This window comes from Allobosea sp. NPDC055353 (assembly GCF_053644975.1).
Window position 1 is genome coordinate 264,020 of the sequence record NZ_JBSHMC010000001.1, and the last position, 24,252, is coordinate 288,271.

Here is a 24,252-nt window from a genome sequence, read left to right on the forward strand (position 1 = left end):
CTCCCAGCTTCTTGTCGCCATCGATGGCGAGGGCAGCATAGCGCGGTGCCGGAGATTCGCCGGGCGTGCGAATGCATGCCCGGCGTGCAGTCTGGGCTTGAGCCTACAGCCGCCGCGATAGCCGCGGATCGAGACGGTCCCGCAGGCCGTCGCCGAGCAGGTTCACCGCCAGCACGACGAGTGCGAGCGCGATCGCCGGGCAGAAGATCGTCCAGGGCGCGCGGGCGAGATAGAGCCGGCTCGATGCGATCATGTTGCCCCAGCTCGGCACCTCCGGCGGCACGCCGGCGCCGAGGAAGGACAGCGAGGCTTCGACGAGGATCGCCGAGGCGCAGATATAGGTCGCCTGCACGATCAAGGGCGCGATCGTGCTCGGCATGATGTGCCGGAACAGGATGCGCGGTGTCTTGGCGCCGCAGGCGCGCGCGGCCTCGACGAAGGGCAGTTCCTTGACGCTGAGCACGATCGAGCGGACCAGCCGGACGACGCGCGGCAGTTCCGGAATCGAGATCGCCGCGATGACGATGCCGATGCTGCCCTGGTTCAGGGAGACCATGGCGATGGCCAGCAGGATGGCGGGGATCGCCATCAACCCGTCCATCAGGCGCATGACGATGGCATCGAAGCGGCGGTAATAGCCGGCGAAGAGCCCGATCGTCAGGCCGATCAGGATCGAGATCGCCGCGACGCTCAGGCCCACGATCAGCGAGACACGGGCGCCGTAGACGGTGCGCGCGAAGACGTCCTGGCCGAGCTGGTCGGTTCCGAAGCGCAATTCGGAGGAGGGCGGTTGCAGACGCCGCGTCGGCAGCTTCAGCATCGGATCGCCGGCGATCAGGGGCGCGATGATCGCGATGCCGACGAAGAAGATCAGGATGGCGGCGCCGATCAGCATCGTCGGGTTGCGGCGCGCGAACCGGCCGAAGCGAACCAGGCGGTTGCCCGGGGCGGGCGCAGGGACGGTCGAGGTATCGATTGCGGTCATCGGTCTCGCCTCCTCAATGCCGGATGCGGGGATCGATGAGCGAATAGGAGAGATCGACCGCGAGGTTGATCAGCACATAGACGCCTGAAAAGACGAGGATCACGCCCTGGATGATCGGATAGTCGCGCTTCGAGATCGCGTCGACGACGAGGCGGCCGATGCCGGGGATGTTGAACACGGTTTCGGTGATCACGACGCCGCCGATCAGCAGCGCGACGCCGATGCCGATCACGGTGATGATCGGCACGCCGGCATTCTTCAGCGCGTGCTTCATCAGCATGGTGCGCGCTGGAACACCCTTGGCATTGGCCGTGCGGATATAATCCTCCTCCAGCACCTCCTGCACCGAGGCGCGGGTCATGCGCGCGATCAGCGCGACATAGGCGAGGCCGAGCGTGATCGTCGGCAGCACGAGATGCAGGAACCACGGGCCGATGCCGTCCATGATCGGCCGATAGCCCTGTACGGGCAGCCAGCGCAATTCGATCGCGAAGACATAGATCAGGCAGTAGCCGACCACGAAGGTCGGCATCGAGAAGCCGAGCACGGAAAAGCCCATCAGCAGGCGGTCGACCGGCCGGCCGGCCTTCCAGGCAGCGAGCACGCCGAGCGTGACCGCGATCGAGACCGCGAAGATCATGGTCAGCACCGCGACCGACAGGGTCGGCTCCAGGCGCTGCAGGATCAGGGCCGAGACCGGCGTGTTCGTGAAGATCGAGACGCCGAGATCGCCCTGCACGACGCGCAATGCCCAGCGTCCGAACTGGACGAGCAGCGGATCGTCGAGACCGAGCCGCTGGCGGATCGTGGCGATCTGCTGCGGCGTGGCGTAGTCGCCGGCAATGATGGCGGCGGGGTCGCCCGCCGAGAGATGCAGCAGCAGGAAGACGAAGATGCCGACCAGCGTCATCACAAGAAGGGTCGATGCCAGGCGTTGTACGAGATAACTCAACATTGCGTCGGTCGTCCTCCGTCGGCTTGCTTGTCTGGTGCGGGACGATCGGCAGGCCCCGCTCGGGCACGATATCGCGTGCTCGCCCTCGCGCCGCCGGCACGATCAGCTGAAGACGGCTGGGCAAGCGGAGCCCGCCGAGGGGCGGACTCCGTGGATGGGTTCGCGGCCGGGCTGAAATCAGCCCTTCTTGACGTTCCAGAACGGGATCAGCTCAGGCATCCCGATCAGGCCCGTCAGGTTGCGCAGGGCGGCCGGCTGGAACCATTGGCCGAAATAGGCATGCGGCACGAAATCCCAGGCGTTCTGCTGGATGTCGCGAGCGATCTGCTTGCGCTCGGCATCGGACTGGGCGCTGGCCCATTTGTCGCGCAACTGCTCGTGCTTCTCGTTGCTCGGCCAGCCGAACCAGCCCTTCTCGCCATTGGCGGCGTGGCCGCTGAGCGAGACGGGGTTGCCGAAGGCGTTGACCGAGCCGGAGGTGAAGAACACGTTCCAGCCGCCCTGGTCCGGCGCGGCCTTGACGGCGCGGCGGGTGACGACGGCGCCCCAGTCGGAGGCCTGCAGCGAGACGTTGAAGCCGGCCTGGCGCATCCATTGCGCGACCAGGTTGGCGGCGTTGTTCATATAGGCGATGTTGGTCGCCTGCAGCACCACGACCGGGCGGCCGTCATAGCCGGATTCCTTGACGAGCTGCTTGGCCTTCTCGATGTCCGGCGCGGTCTTGAACCAGTCGATATTGGCGTCGTTCTCCATCGGCGTGCCCATGCCGAACAGCGAGGAGCAGCCGCGGAAATATTTCTCGTCGCCGAAGGTCGCCTTCATCACCTCGGTCGGGTGGATCAGGTGCAGCATGGCCTGGCGGGCCTTGACGTTGTTGAACGGCGGATGGAGCCAGTTGACGCGGCACCAGCCAAGCTGGCCCTGCTTGTTCAGCACTTCAAGCTTGATGTCCTTCTCGCCGGCGAGCGAATCGAGCAGGTCGACATTGGGGTATTCGATCATGTCGATCTCGCCGGCCCGGATCGCGGCGATCGCGGTCGCCTCGTCGGCGATGTTCTCGAACACCACGCGGTCGACATTCACGACCTTGCCGCCCGAGGTGAAGACCGCAGGCTCCGAGCGCGGCACGTAGTTCGGGTTCTTGTCGTAGACGTAGCGCTGGCCCTGGACGACCGCGCTCTCGTTGAACAGGAACGGTCCGGAGCCGAGGATCGTGCTGATCTGCTGGTTCGGATCGGTGCCGGCCTCCTTCTCGCGCATGATGTAGCAGACATTGGTCGCGGCCTTGGCGAGCCATTCCACCACGAGCCCGTAAGGCTCCTTCATCACGATCTGGAAGGTCTTGTCGTCCTTCACAGGCGTATCGGCGAGGCGCGCCATCATGTGCTGGCCGCCACCGTCGCGCGCGCCCCAGCGCCGGATCGAGGCGACGCAATCCTTGGCGGTGACCGGCGTGCCATCGGTGAAGCGCAGGCCGTCGCGGAGCTCGAACGTATAGGTCTTGCGGTCGTCCGAGAGCGACCATTTCGAGACCATCTGCGGCTGTGGTTCGAACTTGTCGTTCACGCCGAACAGCGTGTCATAGACCATGCCCGCGTGGTACGAGGTCATGTTCGCGGTGGTCCAGATCGGATCGAAGACGCGAAGATCACCATGCAGGACGGTGCGGATGGTGCGGGCCGCGGTTGGTGTGGTCTGGGCGCGGATCGTGGCCGGCGCGGCGACGAGCGCCCCGGTTGCCAATCCGCCCTGAACGAAACGTCGGCGTGTCGTGGTCATGTCGTTCTCCTCCTCGTTGCAACAGAGGGCCGCGGGCATTCACCTCGTCTGGCCCTCATCGGGTCATACTTCGTCTCTCCTGTTCCTTTCGGGTCGCGTGCGGCGTCAGACGACGAGGCGGCCCGGCGGGAGCGGATCATGCGGCCAGAGCGGCCGGTTGATCTTGCGATAGGGATATTTGCGCACGTCGAGATGCGAGGGCCCGCCGCCATCGGTATAGATCACCTCACTGGCGATCGGGCCGTAGGCCGCATGGAAATGGTTGGTCGACTTGACCGAGACGATGCGCTTCTGCGTCGGGTCGATGCCGACGCTGGTGAAGATCTCCAGCCCCAGCGCCTGCGTCCGGTGCGAGAGCAGCGCGACGTCGATGCCGTCGATGCGGATGCCGACCGCATCGCCGATCGGCACCTTGGCGGTACCGAAGCTCTGCGTGCCCCCGCGGATGGCGCCCAGCACCGTCACCTCGCCATCGACCGGCGTCCCGGAGGTCGCGGCCGCCTTGCCGCCGAAGCGCAGCGGAATGGTCGCGCCGACGCCGGCCGTCAGGCAGAACGCGACCGCGACCGGGTCCCAGACGGGGCCGACCGCCGCATCGCCGATGCCGCGCTCGCGCAGGCGGTGGATGATGTTGGTGTTGTCGGAGGCTGCGCCGCCGCCGGCATTGTCGGTGGAATCGGCAATGACGCGCGGCCCGTTGGCGGCGCCGCCGAGCGCTCGGTCGAGCGCCTCGTCGAGCGGCGTCACCGGCGGGGCGAACTGCCCCTTGAGCGAGCGGAACTCTTCGCCGAGCTTCGCCGCCAGCGCATCGCCCTTCGCCTTGTCGTTGTTGGTGATCACGAGGACACGGGTGCCGATCTCCGGCACGTCGCCCTGCTGAAAGCCATGCGCCAGCGAGACCGAGAGGATGCCGTCCTTGCCTTCGAGCGCGCTCATCCGGTCGACGAAGGAGCGGCCGGGCTCGCGCGTCGTCGGCACCAGTTCGATCATCCGGCAATCATAGAGCGACATCACCGGTTTGATCTCGCCGCGGATCGTCCCGAGGATGATGTCGACCAGTTCCTCGGCCCGCTCGACGAAGTCTATATGGGGATATTCCTTGTAGAGGATGACCGCATCGGCGAGGCGGACGCGCTTCTCGGTCAGGTGGCAATGCGGATCGAGCTCGACGCCGATCGGTACGGACGGGCCGACGATGGCGCGGACATGCTCGAGGATGTCGCCTTCGCAATCGTCATAGCCATGCGCGACCATGGCGCCGTGCAGGCCGAGCAGCACGCCGTCGACCGGCAGCGCCGCCTTGAGCTGGGCGAGGATCTCGTCCCGCATCTCCTCGTAATCGGCCTTGGCGCAGGTGCCCGACGGCTCGGCCCAGAAGCAGGAGCCCTCGATCAGCTCGAAGCCGTCGCGCTTGGCGCGCTGCCGCGCGACATAGAGCGGGGCGGTGGTGTGCGTCGCCCGGTCGGGATGCTGGCCCGCCGGAAAATAGGCGGAAGCCTCGAAATTCGCCCGGGATGTCGGGATCGGAGAGAACGTATTGGTCTCGGTTGCGAGCGACGCAGCAAACAGACGCATAGGCTACCTTTCCGACAATGTGACCGTCATGTTCGGTTGGCCGTGAAGGCCATGTCAAGCTGCAGCGCGAGCAGAGGATTGCAAATGCAGCATTGATGCAGCGCACCTCATTATTGCTAATGAGGTGCATTCGCATTCGATGCTTGCGGCTTTGACGCCGGGCTGGTTGAAGGGGGACGGCTCACTGCGCCAGCGTCACTTCCCACATCCGCAGTTTGGACTGCCAGGGCTGGAAGCCGGAGATGGCCTTGCTCATCGCGACCGCGTCGAGGCCGTTATAGAGGAAGATCAGCGGCACCTCGTCGATGACGCGGCGGTGCAACTCGTCGAAGATCTTCTGCCGCTCGGCCTTGTCCGAGATCAGCATCGACTTGTCGATCAGCGCCTGCGCTTCCGGATTGTCCCAGACCTTGCGCGGCTGCTTGTCCTTCGGGCCGGAGAACTGCTCGAAGGCGATGGCCGGGTCGAAGCGGGCCGAGAACGAGAAGGACTGCATCTGGTAGTTGCCCTTGTTAAACCGGTCGAGCTGCGTCGCCCAGTCCAGGATCTCGATCTCGGCATTGATCCCGACCGCCTGCAGCATCTGCTGCCAGACTACTGCCGCCGGGAAGCTCGGCACGGTCGGGCGCTTGTTGGCGAGGATCACGATCTTCTCGCCCTTGTAGCCGGCCTCCTGCAGCAACTGCTTGGCGCGGGCCGGATCGTATTTGTGGCCCTGCTTCTCGACATCACCGAAATAGCCGGAGGTCGAGTAGATCGGCGAGTTATTCGGCGTGCCCAGATTGTTGGAAGCTGCAGCGACCAGCTCGGGATAGTCGAGCGCGGCCGCGATCGCCTGGCGCAGCTTCTTGTTGCCCATCACGGCATCTTTGGTCTGGATCAGGAAGATGTGGCGCACCGCATTGGGCGCGACCATGACCTTGAGGCTCGGCACCTTCTTGAGTTCCTCGACATCGCTCGGCAGCGTCTCGCTCATCTGCAGCGCGCCGGAGATGAGGCCGGCCTTCACGGTCGCCGCATCCTTGACCACGAGGAACTTGACCTCCTTGAGCAGCGGGCGCTTCGAGCCGACATAGCCGTCGATCTTGCCTCGCCCCGGCGACTGGTAGCCGTCGAAGGCCGTCATGGTGAAATACTCGCCGCGTTTCCACTCGCCGAACTTGTAGGGACCGGTGCCGATCGGCTTGTCCCAGCTTCCGTCTGCCTTGACGGAATCCTTGTGCAGGATCGCGGTCATCGCGCAATCGGTGCGGGCCATCGTGTCGAGGAACAGCGCATTCGGCTTGTCGATGGTCATGACGAAGGTCTTGGCATCGGGCGCCGAGACGGATTCGACCTTGAGGCCGCTGCGCCCGTCGAATTCCGACGTGCAGCGCCACTGGGTCTTGGGGTCCATGTAGCGGTTCCAGCTCCACAGCACGTCGGCCGAGGTCAGCGTCGCGCCGTTATGGAACTTCACGCCCTCGCGCAGCGTGAAGGTATAGGTCCTGCCGTCGGCGGAGAGATCGACCTTCTGCGCCAGCAGAGGCACGGCATTGCCACCCTCGTTGTAGCCGACGAGCCCCTCGACGAGCTGCAGTGCGAAATCGTCGGTGCTGTCGTCGCGGTTCACGCCGGGATTGTTGCTGCGGATATCGGCGGCGACCGCGACCGTGATCGATTGCGCTGCGGCCGGGCTCGCGCAGGCGGCGAGCAGGATGGCAAGGGCGAGTGGACGTCTCATGGCATCGGCTCCCTCAAGATGTCGCGACAAGCGGCGCGATCGATGTCGGTCAGGCGGCCTTTTCGGTCGCGAAGGGCTCGCCAGTCAGGCTGTAGCAGGTGAAATGCCGGTTGAGCGCCGGCAGCGGCGCCACCTCCATCACGCCCTTGGCGGGCTCGAGCAGGATCATCGCCACGCTGGCGGTGATGTCGCCGCGCTGGCCGGGGCGCGGCGGGCGGCAGACCGAGAAGGGCGAGAGGAAATCGTCGAACAGCGCGGCCTTCAGGTCCTCGCGGCCGAGCGGCCGGCGCGGCTCGTTCAGGAGCTGGCGGACGCGCCAGTCGCGATAGGGGCTGTCGGGCGCGCTGGCGATGCCGGTCTCGCGCAGTTTCGCCAGCGCCGTCGGGCTGGCCCAGTGATTGGCATGCACGATCAGCCCGTCCTCGGGCAGGATCGGGAAGGCCTCGTCCGGCGCGCATTCGAGATCGATGCCGAAGCCCTTGTCCTGGCTGAGCATCATGTTGGTCGAGCAGGCCTTGGGGGTGGTCGCGACGACCTTGATCGCCAACGCCAGATGCTCCTGCTCCAGCGCCTTGCGGCGGACCAGCGCCAGCGGCACGCCTTCCTGGCAATAGTCGCGGTCGCTGCGCAGGTAATTGCCGGTGACGCAGATGCCGGCCTCGTTCATGCCGTGCCGGCCCAGCCCTCCGGCCTCGACGAAGGTTAAGAGGTCCGGCCCGTTCTTGCGCTGGACTCTGAGCACGATCGCGGTCTTCGCGCATTCCGGCTGCCAGTCCCAATTCTGGCCCTGTATGATGCCGCCGGTAGCGCTGCGCTCGGGCAGAATGATCGCGCCGGTGCAGCCATCGTTGTCGGCCTCGTCTTCCTCTTCCTCCTCGTCGGGGCGGCTGGCGATCAGCCTTGCCTTGGCGACGATCTCGGTGCGGGCATTGATCATGATGATCGCGTCGAGCGGCACGCCGGAGCCGTCGGCGATGCCGCGCATCTCCTCCAGATAGGCCTCGTCGAAAGCTGCGATGCCCTGCCTTGCCTCGTCGATCAGCTTGCGGCGCAGCGTCGTGCTGGAGCCGAGCCCGTCCAGTTGGCCGGCATAGAACCGGGCGCTGCCGACGATGCGATCGGGCACCGCCGCGCCATAGCTGCGGCCGCGCTCATAGGGCGAGCCCGACACGGAGACGAAGGGAAACGGCTCGATCATGAGACACTATCGTGTTTTTTGATTGACCAAGATGCACAGTGGCGCATCATTCCGCGGATTGTCAAATCGCTCCGGACGAGGCGAAACCAGGGCATGGCCAGCAGCCTGCACAGCGAGATCATCGGCGACATCCTGCGACTGGCCCGTGACGAGGGCTGGACGGCGGGCGCGCCCGTCGGCGAGAAGCCGCTGGCGGTGCGGCTCGGCGTATCGCGCACCCCGGTCCGGCGAGCGTTGCAGGCGTTGGCCGAGACCGGCCTGCTGGCGCATGAGCCGGGCCAGGGCTTCCGCTTGCTTCAGCCCGTCGACGAGGTCGCGGTCGCGTCGCATGTTCCGCCGCCGGCCGGTGGCGGCGAACTCTACCAGAGGATCCTGACCGCACGGGCGCGTGGCGATCTCCCGACCGAGATCACCGAGAACGCGATGCTGGCGCATTTCGGCGCCGCCAAGGGCGATCTGCGCAAGGCCCTGATGCGGCTGTCGTCGGAAGGGCTGGTCCAGCGCCAGCGCGGCCATGGCTGGCGCTTTACCGAGAGCCTCGATACGCCGGAGGCCATTCTCGAATCCTATGCCTTCCGCATCGCCATCGAGACGGCGGCGCTGAGCCAGACCGGCTACCGCGTCGATGTGGCCGAACTCGCCCGGCTCCGCACGGCGCATGAGGCGCTGATGCGCCGCCCGGTCGGGGAGGCCACGCCGCAGCTCTGGTTCGAGGTCAATTCGACCTTCCACGAAACCCTGGCGTCCTGGTCGCGCAATCGGTTTTTCCTGCAGGCCGTCAGGCGCCAGAACGCGCTGCGGCGCATGCATCAGTTCGCCGATTTCTGGGAGCTGGAGCCGGAGCAGATCCTGCAATCCTGCCGGGACCATCTCGCCATCCTCGCCGCGCTCGACAAGGGTGACCGGGAGGGCGCCGTGCGGCTGCTGGTCGAACATCTCTCCGGGGCGGCGCGCGACTGGGAAGTGCAGCCGCCGGAGGATTCAGCGCGCCTCTGACACAGCCGCTACAGCGACAATTGCGAGCCGGCCTCGGCGCAGCTTGCCTTGAGCGCCCTGAGGATCGCCTCCTCGTCGGTCGCGATGCCGTGGCGCTGCAGGCAGGGCACCAGGATCGCCGCCTCGGCATGCCCGCCGGGGCCGATGACCGGGCAGGCGATATCGGTCACCGCCATGATGTCGCGGCTGGCGGCGACGCGGTGCCCGAGGGCGCGGATATCGGCGAAGATGCGCTCGGTTTCCGCGCCTTCCAGGCGCCGCCTGTCGGCCTCCGATGCTTCCCGCATCAACGCATCGCGGCGGCTTTTGCTCTGGAAGGCGAGGATCAGCAGCCCCGAATTCGCATCGAGCGCCGGGCGGCCATAGCCGGGCCGGACGATGACGCTGGCATCGAGATGGCCCGAGGTCGTCGCCAGCACCACGGTCTGCGCCCGGCTCAGCACGACGAGATGCGCCACCTGTCCGCTCGCCTCGCTGAAGCGCTCCATCACCGGCAGCACGATCGAGGTGAGCTGGCGCCCGGCCGGCGTACGGATGCCCAGGTCGAACAGCCTTCGCGACAGTTCGAGCCGGTCCGTCCCGGCTTCGCGGGCGAGATAGCCGCGCTGCTGCAGCACGAAGACCATGCGGAAGATCTCGCTCTTCGAGCGGGCGAGGCGCTCGGCGATCTCGCGGGTCGAGAGCGGCTCGCCGACCTCGGCGAGGAGTTCGAGGATGTCGAGCCCCTTCTCCAGCGCCGGCGCCGCGTAGCTGCTTTTGTCTCCGTTCTCGGTATCCGGCAGGTCGCTCATGTCTCTCTGTTTCATATATGAAGCTTGACATCAAATAAGAAACGAACCTAGCCTCGCCGTCAAAGGGGAGGCGGATGGTACGATCGTCGCATCATATCGCAGGTTCTGGAGGCATCGCGCCGCTGCCGCGAGGCGGCCGGCGATGAAATACGGCCTGCAGTTCCGCGATGTCTTCGCCGCCTGGGAATCGATCCTCGACGGTGTCTGGATCACGCTGCTGCTCTCTGCGCTGGCGATGGTCGGCGGCCTCGTCATCGGCATCGCCTGCGCCGCCGCCCGCGTCTATGGCCCCGCCTGGCTGCGCCGGATCGTCGGCACCTATGTCGAGGTGATCCGCAATACGCCGCTGCTGGTGCAGCTCTTCCTGATCTTCTTCGGCCTGCCGAGCTTCGGCGTCAGGCTCGACGGGCTCACCGCCGCGATCATCGCGCTGGTCATCAATCTCGGCGCCTACACCACCGAGATCGTCCGCGCCGGGCTGGAAGCGGTGCCGAAGGCGCAGGTCGAGGCCGGCCATTCGCTCGGGCTCTCCGGCTTGCAGGTCTTCCGCTATGTCGTGATGTTCCCGGCATTGAAGGCGATGTTCCCGGCGCTCGCCAGCCAGTTCGTGCTGCTGATGCTGGCGACCAGCGTCGTCTCGCAGATCTCGGTCGAGGACCTGTTCCACGCGGCCTCGATCGTGCAGTCGCGCACCTTCCGCGACTTCGAGGTCTACACCGTCATCGGCGTGCTCTATCTCGGGCTCGCCTTCGCCTTCCGCGGCCTGTTCGCGGGGCTGTATTACTGGGCGTTCGTCAGGCGATGATCCGCGAATTCGGCCTCATCGATGTGATGTACCTGATCGCGGCGGCGCGCTGGACGCTGGCGCTGACCGCGACCGCCTTCATCGGCGCGTCGCTGATCGGCATCGTCATCGCCATCGCCCGCATCCTGCCCTTCGCGCCGCTGCGCTGGTTCGCGGCGGCCTATATCCACATCGTCCAGGGCACGCCGCTGCTGGTCTGGCTCTTCGTGATCTTCTTCGGCCTGCCGCTCACCGGCATCTCCGTCAATCCGTGGCTCGCGGCCGCGACGGCCTTCTCGGTCTATGGCAGCGCCTTCCTCGGCGAGATCTGGCGCGGCGCGCTGGTTTCCATCGCGAAGACCCAGTGGGAGGCCGGCGCCTCGCTCGGCCTCTCGCTGTGGGAACAGCTGCGCCATGTCATCGTGCCGCAGTCGATCCGGGTCGCGATCCCGCCGACGGTCGGCTTCCTCGTCCAGCTCATCAAGAACACCTCGCTGGCCGCCGTGATCGGCTTCGTCGAGCTGACGCGCGAAGGCCAGCTCACGGCGGCCGGCACCTACAAGCCCTTCGCCGTCTACATCACCGTCGCCGCGATCTATTTCGCGATGTGCTTCCCCCTCTCGCAATGGAGCCGCTCGATCGAGCGGAAGCTCGATGTCGCTCGTTGAAATCCACGGGGTCAACAAGAGTTACGGCTCGGTCCAGGTGCTGAAGGACGTCTCGCTCGATATCGCCAAGGGCGAGGTCGTCGCCGTGATCGGCCGCTCCGGCTCGGGCAAGAGCACGATGCTGCGCTGCATCAACGGGCTGGAGCCAATCCAGGCCGGCGTCATCCGCGTCGACGGCACGCAGGTCAACGACCCCGCGACCAACCTGCGCAAACTGCGGCAGGAGGTCGGCATCGTCTTCCAGAGCTTCAACCTGTTTCCCCATCTCTCGGTCTGCGACAACATCACGCTCGCCCCGCGCGTCGTGAAGAAGCAGGCGCCCCAGGCCGCCCGCGAGGTCGCGCGCGAAGTGCTCGCCCGCGTCGGTCTCGAGGACAAGCTCGACGCCTATCCCTCGCAGCTCTCCGGTGGCCAGCAGCAGCGCGTCGCGATCGCCCGCTCGCTCGCGATGCGGCCGAAGCTGATGCTGTTCGACGAGGTGACCTCGGCGCTCGATCCGGAGCTGACGGGCGAGGTGCTCAAAGTGCTCGAATCCGTCGCAAGCGAGGGCATGACCATGATCTTGGTGACCCACGAGATGGGCTTCGCCCGCCGCTTCGGCTCGCGTGTCGTCTTCATGCATGAGGGCCGCATTCACGAGCAGGGGCCGGCGGCCGCCGTGCTGGCCGAGCCGAAGACACCGGAACTCCAGACCTTCCTCAGCGCAGTGCTGCACTGAGGCGGAACGCCCAGACATCGCCAACAAGACAACATCAACGAGGGGAGAAAAGACGATGCGTTCACTGTTCGCAGGTTTAGCCGCCCTGGCCATCGCCGCCTTCGGCGCCGCCGAGGCCAAGGCCGACAAGCTCCAGGACATCCTGTCCAAGGGCGTGGTCCGCATCGGCGTGCCGCTCGATGCGCCGCCCTTCGGTTCGCAGGATGCCAACCGCAAGGCCATCGGTTTCGACATCGAGATGGCCGAGATGGTCGCCAAGGGCCTTGGCGTGAAGCTGGAGATGCAGCAGATCACCGGCGCCAACCGCATCCCCTTCCTGATGACAGACAAGGTGGACATCGTCATTTCGGTGATGGGCCTGACGCCCGAGCGCGCCAAGCAGATCCAGTTCACCGCGCCCTATGCCAACACCTTCCTTGCGGTTTACGGTGCGAAGAACTCGACGGTATCGAGCCCGGAGACGATCGGCTCCGCCCGCGTCGCCGCCGCCAAGGGCACGACGCAGGAACTTGCCATCTCGGCCGCCGCGCCGAAGGCAAGCCTGATGCGCACCGAAGACGACGCGACGGCCGCTGCCGCCTACATCACCGGTCAGGCCGATCTCCTTGCCACCAACTCGATCGTGGCGCAGGCGCTCGCCAAGCAGAACCCGAACAAGGAATTCGAGCGCAAGTTCGTCATCCGCCGCAGCCCGGCGCATATGGGCGTGCAGATGGACCAGCATAATCTCGTGCGCTGGCTCGATGGCTTCATCTTCTTCAATTCGATGAACGGCGAGCTCGACCGGCTGCATCGCAAGTACCTGGACATGCCGATGGACCCGCTGCCGACGCTGTGAGGCGGCGAGCAGACACGAAGCCTTATCCACAAAGAGCGCGGGGAACCCCTCTCCTGTAAGGAGAGGGGTTCCCCGCGGCTGGTCCTGCAACCAAACGCCTGACGTTACCGAGCCCGCCATGACCGCCTTAACCCGCCCTAAGCCGACTCCGCGCCCGTCCAGCGCCTTCCTCACCGTCGATCTCGACCGTGAGGGCAAGCAGACCGGCTTCCTGATGATCCCGCATTCGCCGCATGACGATGCTTGGGGCGCGACCCGCGTGCCGATCGCCGTGATCAAGAACGGCACCGGTCCCACCGTGATCCTGGAAGGCGGCAACCATGGCGACGAATACGAGGGGCCGATCACGATCTGCGACCTGATCCGCGATCTCGATCCCGGCCGCGTCCAGGGCCGGCTCATCCTGATGCCGGCGAACAATGTCCATGCCGTCATGGCCGGCCAGCGCACCTCGCCGGTCGATGGGCTCAACTTCAACCGCACCTTCCCGGGCGATCCGCGCGGCACCATCACCCAGCAGATCTCGGCCTTCGTCAGTGACCATATCCTGCCGATCGGCGACGCTTTCCTCGACCTGCATTCCGGCGGCTCCTCGCTCGACATCATCCCGAGCGCCATCGTCGAACCGACCGACGATCCAGCCCTGCACAAGCGCAATGTCGCGGCGGTGCAGGCCTTCGACGCGCCGATGATGGTCGTCATCAGCAATCTCGGTGAACCGCGCACCGCGACCGCCGCTGCCTGCCGCGCCGGGCTCGTCACGGTCGGCACGGAGATGGCCGGCGCCGGTACGGTTTCGCTGGAGGCGCTTTCGGTCTGTCGGCGCGGCGTTGCCAACGTGCTCGACCATCTTGGCGTCGTCGTCCGCGAAAAGCCCGAGCCTCGGCGGGCCGAGGGCCAGATCCTCGAACTGCCCGGCATCTCCGCTTACGTCTACGCGACAGCGGACGGCATCTTCGAGCCCTTCCATGCCAACGGCACTAAGGTCAGCGCCGGCGAGCCGGCCGGCCGCATCCATTGCACCTGGGACCCGACGCGCCCGCCCGAGACGCTGCATTACGCCGCCGACGGCATCCTCTATGGCCGCCGCCAGCCGGGCCGGGTGAAGCCGGGCAATTGCTGCCTGATCGTCGCGGCGCCCTATCGCGGAACCCTGTGATGATCGCGCTCGACGATATCCGCGCCGCCCGTGAGCGCATCGCGCCTTACATCCGGAAAACTCCGACGCTGCCCTATGCCAGGACGCGCGGCAGCGATTTTGGCGGCGACGTCACGCTGAAGCTCGAACTGTTGCAGGCCGCCGGCTCCTTCAAGGCGCGCGGCGCGATGAACCGGCTCCTGACCTTGTCGAAGGACGAGCTGGCACGCGGCGTCGTGACCGCATCGGGCGGCAATCACGGTCTCGCCATCGCCCGCTCGGCTTACGTGCTCGGCGTCAACGCCACGATCTTCCTGCCGTCCAATGCCGCGCCGGACAAGATCGCCAAGCTGCGCGACTGGGGGGCGGACGTCCATATCGTCGGCGCGATCTGGGACGATGCCAATGCCGCCGCGCTCGCCCATGCCCGCGAAACCGGCGCGACCTATGCTCATCCCTTCAGCGATCCGGTTGTCGTGGCGGGGCAGGGGACGCTTGGCCTCGACATCCTCGACGACATGCCCGATGTCGACGTCATCCTCGTCGCCATCGGCGGCGGCGGATTGATCACCGGCCTCTCGAAGGCGGTGAAGGCCTTGCGGCCGCAGACGCGGATCATCGGCATCGAGCCGGTGGGGTCGCCGACGCTCCACGCCTGTCTCGCGGCAGGCCGCCTCGTCGCCCTCGACAAGCTGGAGACCCGTGTCGCCACCATGTCCTGCCGCCAGACCGACCAAGCGATCTATGAGGCGACGGCCCGCAATGTCGACGAGATCGTGCTGATCACCGATGCCGAAATGGAGCAGGCGGCGAAGGCGCTCTGGTTCGAGTTCGGTATCGCCGCGGATCTGTCGGGCGCGGCGGCGCTGGCGGCGCTCCAGTCCGGGCGCGTTGCGTTGTCGGGTGGCGAGAAGGTCTGCGCGCTGGTCTGCGGCGCCGGCACGGATGGCTGCCTGCCGGGTTAGGCGCGCGCCGCGTCGTTGAAGAAGCGGGGCGGCCCCATCTGCCCGCCCTTCAGCACGATATCGAGCCCGTCGAGGCGCGCATCGTCGGAATGGGCGCGGCAGAGCGGTGCGCCCGGCACGCAAGGCCCGCGATAGGACAGACCCCAGAGCGGCAGCGCCCGGATTGCCATGGTCGAGGTGTCGCCGCCCGCGACGACGAGGCGACCGAGACGGGTCTCGGCGATGATCGAGGCGAGCAACGCGCCGGTTGCTTCGGCCACCGCACCGGCGGCGGTCGGAGTGTCTTCAGGCGGGTCCGTCACCAACATCACATCGCCCTCGGCCAGCTTGGACAGGGCGGTCGCACGCAACTCCGCCGCACAGCCCTCGTCTGCCAATAACCGCTCGGCATCGACCCGCAGCATCGCGTAGCCTCGCGCCGCTTCGACCTGCGCACGCGTCACCGGAGACAGGCTGCCCACGAGGGTGAGCACGGGACCAGCCTCGCGCGCCTTCGTACCGGGAGTTGGTGCGGGAGCAGCCGCCTTGTCATAACCGGCTGCGAAGGCGCGGGCGACTGAGCTCGCTCCCACCGCAAGCATCGGCCCATTTTCCAGCGAGTTGGCGAGCACTTCGCCGATCGCTGCGAGATCCGCTTCGGTCGCAACATCGAACAGGACGCCACCGCTCCCGCTGGGCAACGCGGCCTGTGTGGCCGGACCGTCGGCATAGGCGCGATAATCGACGAGCCCGATATCCCCGAGTCCCTGCGCCGCGAGGTGCCGGCGCAGATCGGGCTCGGCCATCGGCGTCACCGGGTGGCGGCTCATCGTCGGGTGGCGATCGATGCGGTGGATCGCGCCGTCGCCACCGGCCGCGAACAGGTTTCCGAACAGGCAGAAGCGCCCGAGATTGGGCTGGCCGCCGAGGATCGGCATGAGTGGGTTCGGGAAGAACGGCTTCAGTGCAGCGACAGCCGCGCCGATGCTGCCGACATGAGGCGCACTGTCGAAGGTCGAGCAGCATTTATAATGCATCAGCCCGATGCCTTGCTCGGCGAAGAAGCGGCCGATCTCAGTCAGCTCGCGCGCAATCGCTTCCGGAGCCATGGCCCGGCTCGCGCCTGCGATGCCGATTGCGTCGAGCGGGCCGGCAGCGGCGAGCTGCGCTTCGCTGGGTTGGTGCAGGAAGAGCAGGGCGCGAAAGCCCCGTTCGGCCAGCGTCGCAAGCGTATCGGTCGAGCCGGTGAAATCGTCGCCGTACCAGCCATAGAGAGGCGTGCGCTTCGCGGACACGGCGCGCTAGCCCGCCTTGCCGAAGGTGTCGAGCGCCTGCTGCAGTTCGGGATGCGCGCGCGCCGCCTCCGTGATCGGTATGCCGTCCGCAACGGCGGCCCAGGCCTGCCGGATGCTGGCGACGCCGGCCTTCGGTCCGCCGGGATGGGCGAGAATGCCGCCGCCGGCCATGAACAGCAGGTCGTCATGGCCGATCGCGTCCCAGGTGGCTTGCGCCGTGCCGGCGCATTGTCCGGAGGAGAAGGCCGGCATCACCCGGTCGTCGGCGCCATCGGTCAGAGGCGTGACGCAATCCCTGGCGGAGGTCACGACCTCCTCGTCCTCCTGCGCGAATTTCCCCTGCAGGCCATGGACATGCATATGGTCGACGCCGGCGAGCCGCCACAGCACCTGATAGGCCTGGAAGCCGATGCCGAGCAGCGGATGGCGCGAGAAGGCGCCGTAGCCGTTGCGATGGCCGTGCAGCGCGAGATCGGTCGAGCGGCGCAGGCTCTCGACGCCTGAGAAGCCGCACCAGTTCAGGCTCGCCATCACGCAGGAGCCGCCCTCGCGCTGGACGAGATCGGCATGGCGGCGCATCGCGTCGGTCTCGTCGGTGATGTTGAAGGCGACCATGACATGCTTGCCGGTCCTGTCCTGATGCCGGCGCACCGCCGCCATCACCGCAGGAATGCGCTCAGTCAGAGGTGCATGCACCGGATCGGCCGAAATCTCGTCATCCTTGATGAAGTCGAGCCCGGCCTCGCACAAGCTGGCGACGAGTTCGGCCGTCTGCGTGGCGCTCAGGCCCACATTCGGCTTGATGATCGAGCCAACGAGGGGCCCTTGCACAGCGCCGGTCAGGCGCCGCGTGCCGGCGATGCCCTGCGCCGGCAGCGGGAAGCGCTGGCGATAGGACCAGGGCAGGGCGATACTCTCTAGCCTCAGCCCCGTGACCTCGCCGAGATCATAGAGATTGCCGGCGACGACGGCGGCCAGCGTCGCGAGATTGGCGCCGACATTATCGACCGGGAAGGAGATCGTGATGCGCGCGCGCCGCCATGGCCCGCCGACGCCCTTCCGCGCAAGCCACGCATTAGGCAGGCTGGGCTCCGTGGCGGGCTCCAGCTCCTCGATCCGCGTGACGACGGCCCGCGCCCGCTCACGCAATTCATCGGTCTCGCCGGCGACGCGGGCGAAGGTGCCGCAGGATTGCTCGCCGGCCATCACCTCCGCGACCCTGGCCGGATCGAGCGGGGTTTCGATGAGATAGGTCGCTTCGAAGCGGTCCGGTGAAGATGTCATGAGAAGTCGTACTCCCGGGTCATCCCGGACAAGCCGCCGAAGGCGGCGCCGATCCGGGATCCATGCCGGAGCCTTTCCGATGAAGGTTCAGGCATGGATCCCGGGTCTCCCTGCGGTCGCCCGGGATGACCCGGACTGGAGAATTTCAGGCCGCCGCCGCAGCGAGCTTGCTCAGGTCGGGGAAGGGGCGCACCGGGTCCTTGCCGTCCCAGGTCTCCGACGCCTCGCGGATCAGCCGGAACATCTCACCCTTGGGGCCGGCGACCTCCGAGAGTTCGATCACCGTGCCCGGATGGTAATGCGTGTCGAAATAGACGAAGCGCCCGCGCTCGCCGACTTCACCTGACATCACCGGCTTGAAGCCTTCCGCGACGAGCCGCTCCAGATCGGCGTCGTAGTCCGAGGTCCAGTAGGCGACATGCTGCAGGCCGGTCAGCCCTGCATCGGTGAAGTCCTTGTACATGGACGGCACGGCGTTGCGGCACTGGATCAGTTCGATCTGGAGCGGGCCGGAATTAGCCAGCGCCACCGAGTTATGCGGCTCGTAGGTCTCGCCCTTGTAGCGGTAGTTTTTGATCGGCACCTTCGGATTGTAGAAGAACGGCCCGACGCCCAGCACGCGGCTCCAGTAATCCATCGCCGCCTCGATATCCGGGACGACATAGCCAGCCTGACGGATCTGGCCAAAGAAGCGGCTCATGGGCGTTGCTTTCTCAAATATCAGGAGCGGAGGAAGCCGATGGAGATCCACGGCACGGCAGCGACGACGAGGAGGCCGAGGATCAGGGCGAGGATGTAGCCCCAGATGTATTTCAGGCCTTCGTCGGGATTGATCTTGCTGATCGCGCAGGCGCCGTAATAGCCGACGCCGAAGGGCGGGGCGAAGAGCCCGATGCCCATCGCGAAGATCACGACCATCGAGTAGTGGACCTCGTGTATCCCGACCTGGTGGGCGATCGGGAACACCAGCGGCCCGAACAGCACGATCGCCGGGATGCCCTCGAGCACGCTGCCGAGGATGGTGAAGGCGACGATCGAGATGCCGAGGAAGCCCCAGCTTCCGCCCGGCACCGCCGCCATCGCCTGGGCGAGGTCGCGCGAGAAGCCCGATTGCGTCAGCCCCCAGGCCATGGCGGTGGCGCAGCCGATGATGAAGATGATCGCGCCGGTCAGCGATGCCGTTTCGACCAGCATCTTCGGCAGGCGGCGCCAGTCGAACTGGCGATAGAGCAGGATACCGGCCAGGATCGCGTAGGCGATGCCGATGGTGGAGACTTCGGTCGCGGTCGCGACGCCCTCGACCACCGCGGCGCGGATGACGAAGGGCAGGGCGATCGCCGGCGCTGCGATCAAAGCGAGCTTGGCGATCTCGCGCTTGGGATAGCGCTTGACGTTGCTGAGGTCCTCGCCCCGGCAGCGCCACCAGACCACGAAGCACAGCGCCGCGCCCAGCACCACGGCCGGCAACATGCCGCCGGTGAACAGAGCTGCGATCGAGACGCCCGTCACCGAGCCGATGGTGATCAGCACGATCGAGGGCGGGATCGTCTCGGTCTGTGCGCCGGTCGCCGAGAGCAGGGCCACGAGATCGCCGGGCTTGGCGCCGCGCTTCTGCATCTCCGGGAAGAGCACCGGCGCGATCGCGGCCATGTCGGCGATCTTCGAGCCCGAGATGCCCGAGACCAGATACATCGCGCCGACCAGCACATAGGACAGGCCGCCGCGGACATGTCCGAGCAGGCTCGCCAGGAACTGGATCATGGCGCGCGCCATGCCGGTCATCTCGATCAGCGCGCCCAGGAAGATGAAGAGCGGCACGGCGAGCAGGATGAGATGGCTCATGCCCTCGTCAAGCCGGCCGACCATGACCAGCATCGGCGTCGAGGTGGTGCAGGCGAGGTAGCCGAAGGTGGCGAGCGCGAAGGAGAAGGCGATCGGCACGCCGGAGAAGACGTTGAGCGCGACGACGCCGACGAAGAAGATGATCAGGTTGAGCTTGCCGAGCGGCTTGAGCGAAGGGCCGGCGAGCCAGAACAGCAGCACGAACAGCGCGGTGAGCCCGATCGCGATCAGCGCGGGCTTCAGCGAGGCGAAGCGCAGCAGCCGGCAGCCAGCGGCAATCAGCATCAAACCGACGCCGATCGGGATCGCCGCCGCGCGCCAGGCATTGCTGATCTCCAGCGCCGGCGTGACGATGAAGTTCTCTTCCTCGGCATATTCGATCGCATGCGGCATGATCAGCAGCAGGAAGGCGATCGAGGCGGTGATCGCGACCGCCTCCAGCAGCGCCCGCGTCCGCGGCGAGACACGGGAGACCAGCCCGGTCATCCGCATATGCTCGCCGCGCCGGAGCGCGACGACCGCGCCGAGCATCGAGAGCCACAGGAACAGGATCGAGGCGAGCTCGTCCGACCAGACCAGCGGCGCATGGAAGACATAGCGTGCCATGACGCCGGCACCGAGGATGATGATCTCGACGACCACGAGCACGGCCGCCACCGTCTCGACCAGGCGGCCGAGGCCGCGGTCGAGATGGCCGGCGAAGCGGCCGATGCCGTTTGCGGGCATGGCGGCAGCGGGAAGGGTCGCGCTATGGGCATCCATCGGGACGTTTCCTGTCTTGTGCTTTTGGGGGCCTTATAGGCCCGCCCGCACGTCTCAGGCCAGCTTGCCGACGGCGTCTTCGAGCAGGCTCCAGGCATCCTTGCCGAAGCGCTCCTGCCACTCCTTGTAGAAACCGGCCTCGCGCAGCTTGGCGCGGAAGGAATCCGGGTCCGTCTTGTTGAAGGCAAGGCCCTTCGACTGCAGGTCCGCCTGCACGGTCTCGTTGAGCTTCTTGATGTCGCCGCGCTGTGCGACGCCGGCATCGTTGATGGCGCCGGCGACGATCTTCTGGATATCGGCCGGCAGGCCGCGCCAGGCGCGCCCGTTGGCGATGAACCAGAATCCGTCCCAGATATGATTGGAGATGGCGCAGCTTTTCTGCACCTCGAAGAGCTTGGCGACCTGGATGATCGGCAGCGGGTTCTCCTGCGCATCGACCACCTTGGTCTGGAGCGCCGTATAGACCTCCGAGAATTGCAGGCTCGCCGGGGCGGCATCGAGCGCCTTGAACATCGAGATCGAGAGCGGGCTCACCGGCACGCGGATCTTGAGGCCGGACATCTCCTTGGCGGTCTCGATCGCCTTGCCCGAGGTGGTCATCTGGCGGAAGCCGTTGTCCCACATCTTCTCGAAGGCATAGAGGTTCACCTTCGAGATGGCCTCACGGACATGGGCGCCGAGCTTGCCGTCCATCGCCTTCCAGACCTGGTCGTAATCGGCGAAGGCGAAGCCGACCGCATTGATCGCCGCGACCGGCACCAGTGTCGCGATGACGAGCGCCGACGGCGTGAAGAAGGTGATGCCGCCATTGCGCACCTGGCTCAGCATATCGGTATCGCCGCCGAGCTGGTTGTTCGGGAAGATCTTGATCTCGACCCGGCCGTTGGTTTCCTTCGCGATACGCTCGGCCGCTTCCTGAGCGCGGATGTTGAGCGGATGGCTGAGCGGCAGGTTGTTGCCGTATTTCAGCTCGATCTCGGCCGCCCGCGCGATGTGCGGCATGGCGATGAGCGAGGCTGCGGGGGCGGCGGCGAGCGTGCGCAGCACCGTGCGGCGCGTGAAGTTCGTCATGATGGTCCTCCCGGTATCGCTGATGCGATTTGATTGATGGTGGTCTTCTTGCCCTTAGATTAGGAAGCTGGAATGATGGCGGTCAAACTCAAATACTGATGTCTTTTGATGTGATTTCATGACGGATACGCCTGAGAAAAACGACGGCGGCGAGAGCCTGAAGCGCCGGCGCATGGCCCGCATCGCCGATGTCGCGGCGCTGTCCGGCGCTTCGACCGCGACGGTCGACCGGGTTCTGAACCAGCGTCCCGGCGTGCGCGCAGCCACCGTCCAGCGCGTGCTCAAGGCCGCGAGCGAACTGGGATACGTGCTCGATCCCGCCTTGCCGGCGCAGGCTTTCACGCCGATGCGGCTGGCCTTCCTGCTGCCGGCCGGCAGCAACCGCTTCCTGGCCATGCTCGGGCGCCACATCGCCGAGGCGCAGGAGCAACTCGCCTCCTTCAACATGCGCGCCCGCGTCGAGTTCATCGAGAGCTTCAAGCCGGAATTGCTGGCTCAGCAGCTCAGGCAGGTCGGGCGCGATGTCGACGGCATCGCCTTCATGGCGCTGGAGCATCCGGCGGTGCGCGAGGCGGTCAACAGCCTCGCCGAGCGCGGCGTGCCGGCCGTGACCTTGATTTCGGATATCGCAAATGCCCGCCGCGCCGCCTATGTCGGGCTCGACAATCGTTCGGCCGGGCGCACCGCCGGTTATCTCGCCGCCCGCTTCATCGGCCGGCGCCCGGCCAAGGTCGCGGTGATCGCCGGCAGCCTGAGCTATCGCGCCCATGAGGAGCGCGAGATGGGCTTCCTGCATCTCTTCGAGGAGCTGTTCCCGCAGATCGAGGTCGTCGGCCTGCGCGAGGGGCTCGACGACGACGGCCGGAACTATCGCCAGGCCAAGGCGCTGCTTGCCCAGCACCCGGACCTCGCCGGCATCTACAATATCGGCGGTGGACCTGAGGGGATCGCGCGCGCCCTGAAGGAAGCGGGCCGGCAGCACGAGGTCGTCTTCGTCGGCCATGGGCTGACATCCGAGACGCGCGCGCTCCTGCTCGACGGCACGATGGACGCGGTCATCACCCAGCATCCCCATGCCGCGCTGATGAGCTGCATCGCGATCTTCGCCAATCTGCGCGCCGGCCGCCCGGCCTCGGAGGGAACGGCGCCGCCCAGCATCGAGATCATCCTGCGCGAGAATTTGCCGTAGGGCTGCAGCGTTTCGTGAAAGTGCGCGTCATCCCGGGCGACCGAAGGGAGACCCGGGATCCATTCCGGACCATTGATCGGAAAGGCTCCGGAATGGATCCCGAATCTCCGCTTCGCTGCGTCCGGGATGACGGCGTGGTTCTCTCGATCGGCAGGCGAAGGATCGCCGGCCAAGGCTTGCATTCCATGAAACAAAGAGGGAACATGCGCCCATGTCCCTTCCGGATTCCGTCCTGAACCCGCCGCCGGCGCGGCCCGATATCACGCGCATGGTCTGCCGCGGTGCCGCCCGGCACCTGCGCGAGCGTGGCTACGCCATTGTCAAGGAGATGACCTTCGCCAATGGCCGGCGCGGCGACATCGTCGCGCTCTCGCCCTCCGGTGAACTCTGGGTGGTCGAGGTCAAGTCGGGGATCGCAGACTACCGCGTCGACGGCAAATGGCCGGATTATCGCGATTATTGCGACGGTTTCCTTTTCGCGGTCGCGCCCGAATTCCCGCGCGAGATCCTGCCTGACGATGTCGGCCTGATCGTCGCCGACGCCTATGGCGGCGAATTGCTGCGCGAGCCGCCGCGCCATCCCTTGAGCCCGGCGCGGCGCAAGATGCTGACCATCGCGCTGGCGCGGCTGGCTTCGAGCCGGCTCGCGCTGATCGAGGACCCCGAAGGTTCAGCCTGAGACAACCGCCTCGCGGGCTTCGGCGATTGTCGCTTTCGGCATCGCTGCGAACCGGCGCAAATCGATCTCCTCGACGAGGAAATCGATGAAAGCGCGAACGCGCGCCGGCAATTTGCCGCCATGACCGACATAGACGGCGTGGATGTCCTCGACATCGCCGGGGTTGAAGGCTTCGAGCACCGGGATGAGCCGGCCAGCAGCGATATCGTCGGCGATGTGGAAGAGCGAGAGCCGCGTCAGCCCTTGTCCCGCCAGTGCCAGGCGTCGCGCGCTTTCGCCGTCGCCGACCGTGACGCGGCCATGGGCCGGCAGGAAGACGCGCTGCCCGTCGATGACGAAGGGCCAGGTGTCGCGATGCCGCGCGAAGTTGAAGGTGATGAGGTCGCAGCCGGCAAGCTTGTCAGGGTGATCCGGCGCGCCATGCGCCGCCAGATAATCCGGCGAGGCGACGATCGCCGAGACGCTTTCGCCGAGCTTGCGTGCAACGAGCTGCGAGGATTTGAGCGGGCCGACCCGGATCGCGACATCGGCGCGCTCGTCGACGAGATCGATCACCGCGTCGGTGATCGAAATGTCCAGTTGGATGCCGGGATGCACCGCCATGAAGCGCGGAGCGACCGGCAGCAGATAATGCCAGCCGAAGGCGACATTGGCATTCACCCGCAAACGCCCGCGCGGGATCTGGCAGGCGGCGACCGCCCGCTCGGCTTCGTCGAGATCGGCCAGCACGCGCAATGTCCGCTCGTGGAAGGTCGTGCCTTCCTCGGTCAGCATGAATTTGCGGGTCGAGCGCACGATCAGCCTGACGCCGAGCCGCGCCTCCAGCCGCGAGACCAGCTTGCTGACCGCCGAGGGCGTCATCCTGAGCGCGCGCGCCGCCGGCGAGAAGCCGCGGAGCTCGACGACGCGGGCGAAGACTTCCATCTCGCCGGAGCGGTTGACGTCGGTGCGCGGCATCGTGAATTCAACTCACAATTGCTAGTCTTGCAGGTAGTCTAATTCACAAGCCCCCGCCGCGCTATCTCCGGGCCCGAACAA

General features: G+C 66.5%; 22 protein-coding genes. 9 read left to right on the top strand and 13 right to left on the bottom strand.

Going from position 1 to position 24,252, the window contains the following annotated elements:
• Positions 1 to 103: 103 nt before the first annotated feature.
• From ACWIEX_RS01180 to ACWIEX_RS01205, 6 genes are all read right to left on the bottom strand, one after another.
• On the bottom strand, positions 104 to 985 hold the full coding sequence (locus ACWIEX_RS01180) for an ABC transporter permease (protein WP_454031329.1): 882 nt from the start codon (positions 983 to 985) through the stop codon (positions 104 to 106).
• A 13-nt stretch (positions 986 to 998) separates the two neighbouring features.
• Positions 999 to 1,940 carry an ABC transporter permease gene (locus tag ACWIEX_RS01185; protein ID WP_454031330.1) on the bottom strand — a complete coding sequence of 314 codons (942 nt, stop codon included), beginning with the start codon at positions 1,938 to 1,940 and terminating at the stop codon, positions 999 to 1,001.
• Positions 1,941 to 2,117: 177 nt separating this feature from the next.
• Positions 2,118 to 3,719: an ABC transporter substrate-binding protein gene (locus ACWIEX_RS01190; RefSeq protein WP_454031331.1), complete on the bottom strand. Its 1,602-nt coding sequence runs from the start codon at positions 3,717 to 3,719 to the stop codon at positions 2,118 to 2,120.
• 105 nt (positions 3,720 to 3,824) lie between these two features.
• Positions 3,825 to 5,294 (bottom strand): M81 family metallopeptidase, encoded by a 1,470-nt coding sequence (locus ACWIEX_RS01195; protein ID WP_454031332.1) that lies wholly within the window; start codon positions 5,292 to 5,294, stop codon positions 3,825 to 3,827.
• 181 nt (positions 5,295 to 5,475) lie between these two features.
• Complete coding sequence (locus tag ACWIEX_RS01200) at positions 5,476 to 7,017, bottom strand: ABC transporter substrate-binding protein (RefSeq protein ID WP_454031333.1); 1,542 nt, start codon at positions 7,015 to 7,017, stop codon at positions 5,476 to 5,478.
• A 49-nt stretch (positions 7,018 to 7,066) separates the two neighbouring features.
• A complete protein-coding gene (locus tag ACWIEX_RS01205; protein WP_454031334.1) occupies positions 7,067 to 8,215 on the bottom strand; it encodes a C45 family autoproteolytic acyltransferase/hydolase in 1,149 nt (382 codons plus the stop codon).
• Between the two features lie 93 nt (positions 8,216 to 8,308).
• Between ACWIEX_RS01205 and ACWIEX_RS01210 the strand changes: the two genes are divergently transcribed.
• On the top strand, positions 8,309 to 9,211 hold the full coding sequence (locus ACWIEX_RS01210) for a GntR family transcriptional regulator (protein WP_454031335.1): 903 nt from the start codon (positions 8,309 to 8,311) through the stop codon (positions 9,209 to 9,211).
• A gap of 8 nt (positions 9,212 to 9,219) precedes the next feature.
• On the opposite strand, the gene ACWIEX_RS01215 is transcribed toward ACWIEX_RS01210, so the two are convergent.
• Positions 9,220 to 10,002 carry an IclR family transcriptional regulator gene (locus ACWIEX_RS01215; RefSeq protein ID WP_454031336.1) on the bottom strand — a complete coding sequence of 261 codons (783 nt, stop codon included), beginning with the start codon at positions 10,000 to 10,002 and terminating at the stop codon, positions 9,220 to 9,222.
• Positions 10,003 to 10,144: 142 nt separating this feature from the next.
• On the opposite strand from ACWIEX_RS01215, the gene ACWIEX_RS01220 reads away from it, so the two are divergent.
• From ACWIEX_RS01220 to ACWIEX_RS01245, 6 genes are all read left to right on the top strand, one after another.
• Positions 10,145 to 10,807 carry an amino acid ABC transporter permease gene (locus tag ACWIEX_RS01220; protein ID WP_113585172.1) on the top strand — a complete coding sequence of 221 codons (663 nt, stop codon included), beginning with the start codon at positions 10,145 to 10,147 and terminating at the stop codon, positions 10,805 to 10,807.
• On the top strand, positions 10,804 to 11,454 hold the full coding sequence (locus tag ACWIEX_RS01225) for an amino acid ABC transporter permease (RefSeq protein ID WP_454031337.1): 651 nt from the start codon (positions 10,804 to 10,806) through the stop codon (positions 11,452 to 11,454). The genes ACWIEX_RS01220 and ACWIEX_RS01225 overlap by 4 nt, the downstream gene beginning before the upstream one ends.
• The gene (locus ACWIEX_RS01230) at positions 11,441 to 12,172 is read left to right on the top strand and encodes an amino acid ABC transporter ATP-binding protein (protein ID WP_454031338.1); all 732 of its coding nucleotides are present in this window, start codon (positions 11,441 to 11,443) and stop codon (positions 12,170 to 12,172) included. Before ACWIEX_RS01225 ends, ACWIEX_RS01230 begins: the two co-directional genes overlap by 14 nt.
• A gap of 55 nt (positions 12,173 to 12,227) precedes the next feature.
• Positions 12,228 to 13,010 carry a transporter substrate-binding domain-containing protein gene (locus tag ACWIEX_RS01235; protein ID WP_454031339.1) on the top strand — a complete coding sequence of 261 codons (783 nt, stop codon included), beginning with the start codon at positions 12,228 to 12,230 and terminating at the stop codon, positions 13,008 to 13,010.
• 118 nt (positions 13,011 to 13,128) lie between these two features.
• Positions 13,129 to 14,169 carry a succinylglutamate desuccinylase/aspartoacylase family protein gene (locus ACWIEX_RS01240; protein ID WP_454031340.1) on the top strand — a complete coding sequence of 347 codons (1,041 nt, stop codon included), beginning with the start codon at positions 13,129 to 13,131 and terminating at the stop codon, positions 14,167 to 14,169.
• Entirely contained in the window at positions 14,169 to 15,113 is a 945-nt protein-coding gene (locus tag ACWIEX_RS01245; protein ID WP_454031341.1) for a threonine ammonia-lyase, read from the top strand. The genes ACWIEX_RS01240 and ACWIEX_RS01245 overlap by 1 nt, the downstream gene beginning before the upstream one ends.
• Here ACWIEX_RS01245 and ACWIEX_RS01250 read toward each other — a convergent pair.
• The 5 genes from ACWIEX_RS01250 to ACWIEX_RS01270 form a co-directional block, all read right to left on the bottom strand.
• Positions 15,110 to 16,387, bottom strand: a complete 1,278-nt coding sequence (locus tag ACWIEX_RS01250; RefSeq protein WP_454031342.1) for a four-carbon acid sugar kinase family protein — start codon at positions 16,385 to 16,387, stop codon at positions 15,110 to 15,112. The genes ACWIEX_RS01245 and ACWIEX_RS01250 overlap by 4 nt on opposite strands.
• Before the next feature lie 6 nt (positions 16,388 to 16,393).
• Positions 16,394 to 17,671 carry a ribulose-bisphosphate carboxylase large subunit family protein gene (locus ACWIEX_RS01255; RefSeq protein WP_454031343.1) on the bottom strand — a complete coding sequence of 426 codons (1,278 nt, stop codon included), beginning with the start codon at positions 17,669 to 17,671 and terminating at the stop codon, positions 16,394 to 16,396.
• A 145-nt stretch (positions 17,672 to 17,816) separates the two neighbouring features.
• On the bottom strand, positions 17,817 to 18,371 hold the full coding sequence (locus tag ACWIEX_RS01260) for a VOC family protein (protein WP_454031344.1): 555 nt from the start codon (positions 18,369 to 18,371) through the stop codon (positions 17,817 to 17,819).
• Between the two features lie 20 nt (positions 18,372 to 18,391).
• Positions 18,392 to 20,239, bottom strand: a complete 1,848-nt coding sequence (locus tag ACWIEX_RS01265; protein WP_454033435.1) for a TRAP transporter large permease — start codon at positions 20,237 to 20,239, stop codon at positions 18,392 to 18,394.
• Positions 20,240 to 20,329: 90 nt separating this feature from the next.
• Positions 20,330 to 21,346: a TRAP transporter substrate-binding protein gene (locus ACWIEX_RS01270; protein WP_454031345.1), complete on the bottom strand. Its 1,017-nt coding sequence runs from the start codon at positions 21,344 to 21,346 to the stop codon at positions 20,330 to 20,332.
• Positions 21,347 to 21,464: 118 nt separating this feature from the next.
• Between ACWIEX_RS01270 and ACWIEX_RS01275 the strand changes: the two genes are divergently transcribed.
• Both ACWIEX_RS01275 and ACWIEX_RS01280 read left to right on the top strand, forming a co-directional pair.
• Positions 21,465 to 22,535: a LacI family DNA-binding transcriptional regulator gene (locus ACWIEX_RS01275; RefSeq protein WP_454031346.1), complete on the top strand. Its 1,071-nt coding sequence runs from the start codon at positions 21,465 to 21,467 to the stop codon at positions 22,533 to 22,535.
• Between the two features lie 211 nt (positions 22,536 to 22,746).
• Positions 22,747 to 23,214 (top strand): MmcB family DNA repair protein, encoded by a 468-nt coding sequence (locus ACWIEX_RS01280; RefSeq protein ID WP_454031347.1) that lies wholly within the window; start codon positions 22,747 to 22,749, stop codon positions 23,212 to 23,214.
• Here ACWIEX_RS01280 and ACWIEX_RS01285 read toward each other — a convergent pair.
• Positions 23,206 to 24,171, bottom strand: coding sequence for a LysR family transcriptional regulator (locus ACWIEX_RS01285; protein WP_454031348.1), 966 nt, complete (start codon positions 24,169 to 24,171; stop codon positions 23,206 to 23,208). The genes ACWIEX_RS01280 and ACWIEX_RS01285 overlap by 9 nt on opposite strands.
• Positions 24,172 to 24,252 lie beyond the last annotated feature (81 nt).

Excerpts from the sequence above, each read along its gene's own strand:
- ACWIEX_RS01180 (WP_454031329.1), bottom strand. The coding sequence starts at position 985 with ATGACCGCAATCGATACCTCGACCGTCCCTGCGCCCGCCCCGGGCAAC.
- ACWIEX_RS01185 (WP_454031330.1), bottom strand. The coding sequence starts at position 1,940 with ATGTTGAGTTATCTCGTACAACGCCTGGCATCGACCCTTCTTGTGATG.
- ACWIEX_RS01190 (WP_454031331.1), bottom strand. The coding sequence starts at position 3,719 with ATGACCACGACACGCCGACGTTTCGTTCAGGGCGGATTGGCAACCGGG.
- ACWIEX_RS01195 (WP_454031332.1), bottom strand. The coding sequence starts at position 5,294 with ATGCGTCTGTTTGCTGCGTCGCTCGCAACCGAGACCAATACGTTCTCT.
- ACWIEX_RS01200 (WP_454031333.1), bottom strand. The coding sequence starts at position 7,017 with ATGAGACGTCCACTCGCCCTTGCCATCCTGCTCGCCGCCTGCGCGAGC.
- ACWIEX_RS01205 (WP_454031334.1), bottom strand. The coding sequence starts at position 8,215 with ATGATCGAGCCGTTTCCCTTCGTCTCCGTGTCGGGCTCGCCCTATGAG.
- ACWIEX_RS01210 (WP_454031335.1), top strand. The coding sequence starts at position 8,309 with ATGGCCAGCAGCCTGCACAGCGAGATCATCGGCGACATCCTGCGACTG.
- ACWIEX_RS01215 (WP_454031336.1), bottom strand. The coding sequence starts at position 10,002 with ATGAGCGACCTGCCGGATACCGAGAACGGAGACAAAAGCAGCTACGCG.
- ACWIEX_RS01220 (WP_113585172.1), top strand. The coding sequence starts at position 10,145 with ATGAAATACGGCCTGCAGTTCCGCGATGTCTTCGCCGCCTGGGAATCG.
- ACWIEX_RS01225 (WP_454031337.1), top strand. The coding sequence starts at position 10,804 with ATGATCCGCGAATTCGGCCTCATCGATGTGATGTACCTGATCGCGGCG.
- ACWIEX_RS01230 (WP_454031338.1), top strand. The coding sequence starts at position 11,441 with ATGTCGCTCGTTGAAATCCACGGGGTCAACAAGAGTTACGGCTCGGTC.
- ACWIEX_RS01235 (WP_454031339.1), top strand. The coding sequence starts at position 12,228 with ATGCGTTCACTGTTCGCAGGTTTAGCCGCCCTGGCCATCGCCGCCTTC.
- ACWIEX_RS01240 (WP_454031340.1), top strand. The coding sequence starts at position 13,129 with ATGACCGCCTTAACCCGCCCTAAGCCGACTCCGCGCCCGTCCAGCGCC.
- ACWIEX_RS01245 (WP_454031341.1), top strand. The coding sequence starts at position 14,169 with ATGATCGCGCTCGACGATATCCGCGCCGCCCGTGAGCGCATCGCGCCT.
- ACWIEX_RS01255 (WP_454031343.1), bottom strand. The coding sequence starts at position 17,671 with ATGACATCTTCACCGGACCGCTTCGAAGCGACCTATCTCATCGAAACC.
- ACWIEX_RS01260 (WP_454031344.1), bottom strand. The coding sequence starts at position 18,371 with ATGAGCCGCTTCTTTGGCCAGATCCGTCAGGCTGGCTATGTCGTCCCG.
- ACWIEX_RS01265 (WP_454033435.1), bottom strand. The coding sequence starts at position 20,239 with ATGCCCGCAAACGGCATCGGCCGCTTCGCCGGCCATCTCGACCGCGGC.
- ACWIEX_RS01270 (WP_454031345.1), bottom strand. The coding sequence starts at position 21,346 with ATGACGAACTTCACGCGCCGCACGGTGCTGCGCACGCTCGCCGCCGCC.
- ACWIEX_RS01275 (WP_454031346.1), top strand. The coding sequence starts at position 21,465 with ATGACGGATACGCCTGAGAAAAACGACGGCGGCGAGAGCCTGAAGCGC.
- ACWIEX_RS01280 (WP_454031347.1), top strand. The coding sequence starts at position 22,747 with ATGTCCCTTCCGGATTCCGTCCTGAACCCGCCGCCGGCGCGGCCCGAT.
- ACWIEX_RS01285 (WP_454031348.1), bottom strand. The coding sequence starts at position 24,171 with ATGCCGCGCACCGACGTCAACCGCTCCGGCGAGATGGAAGTCTTCGCC.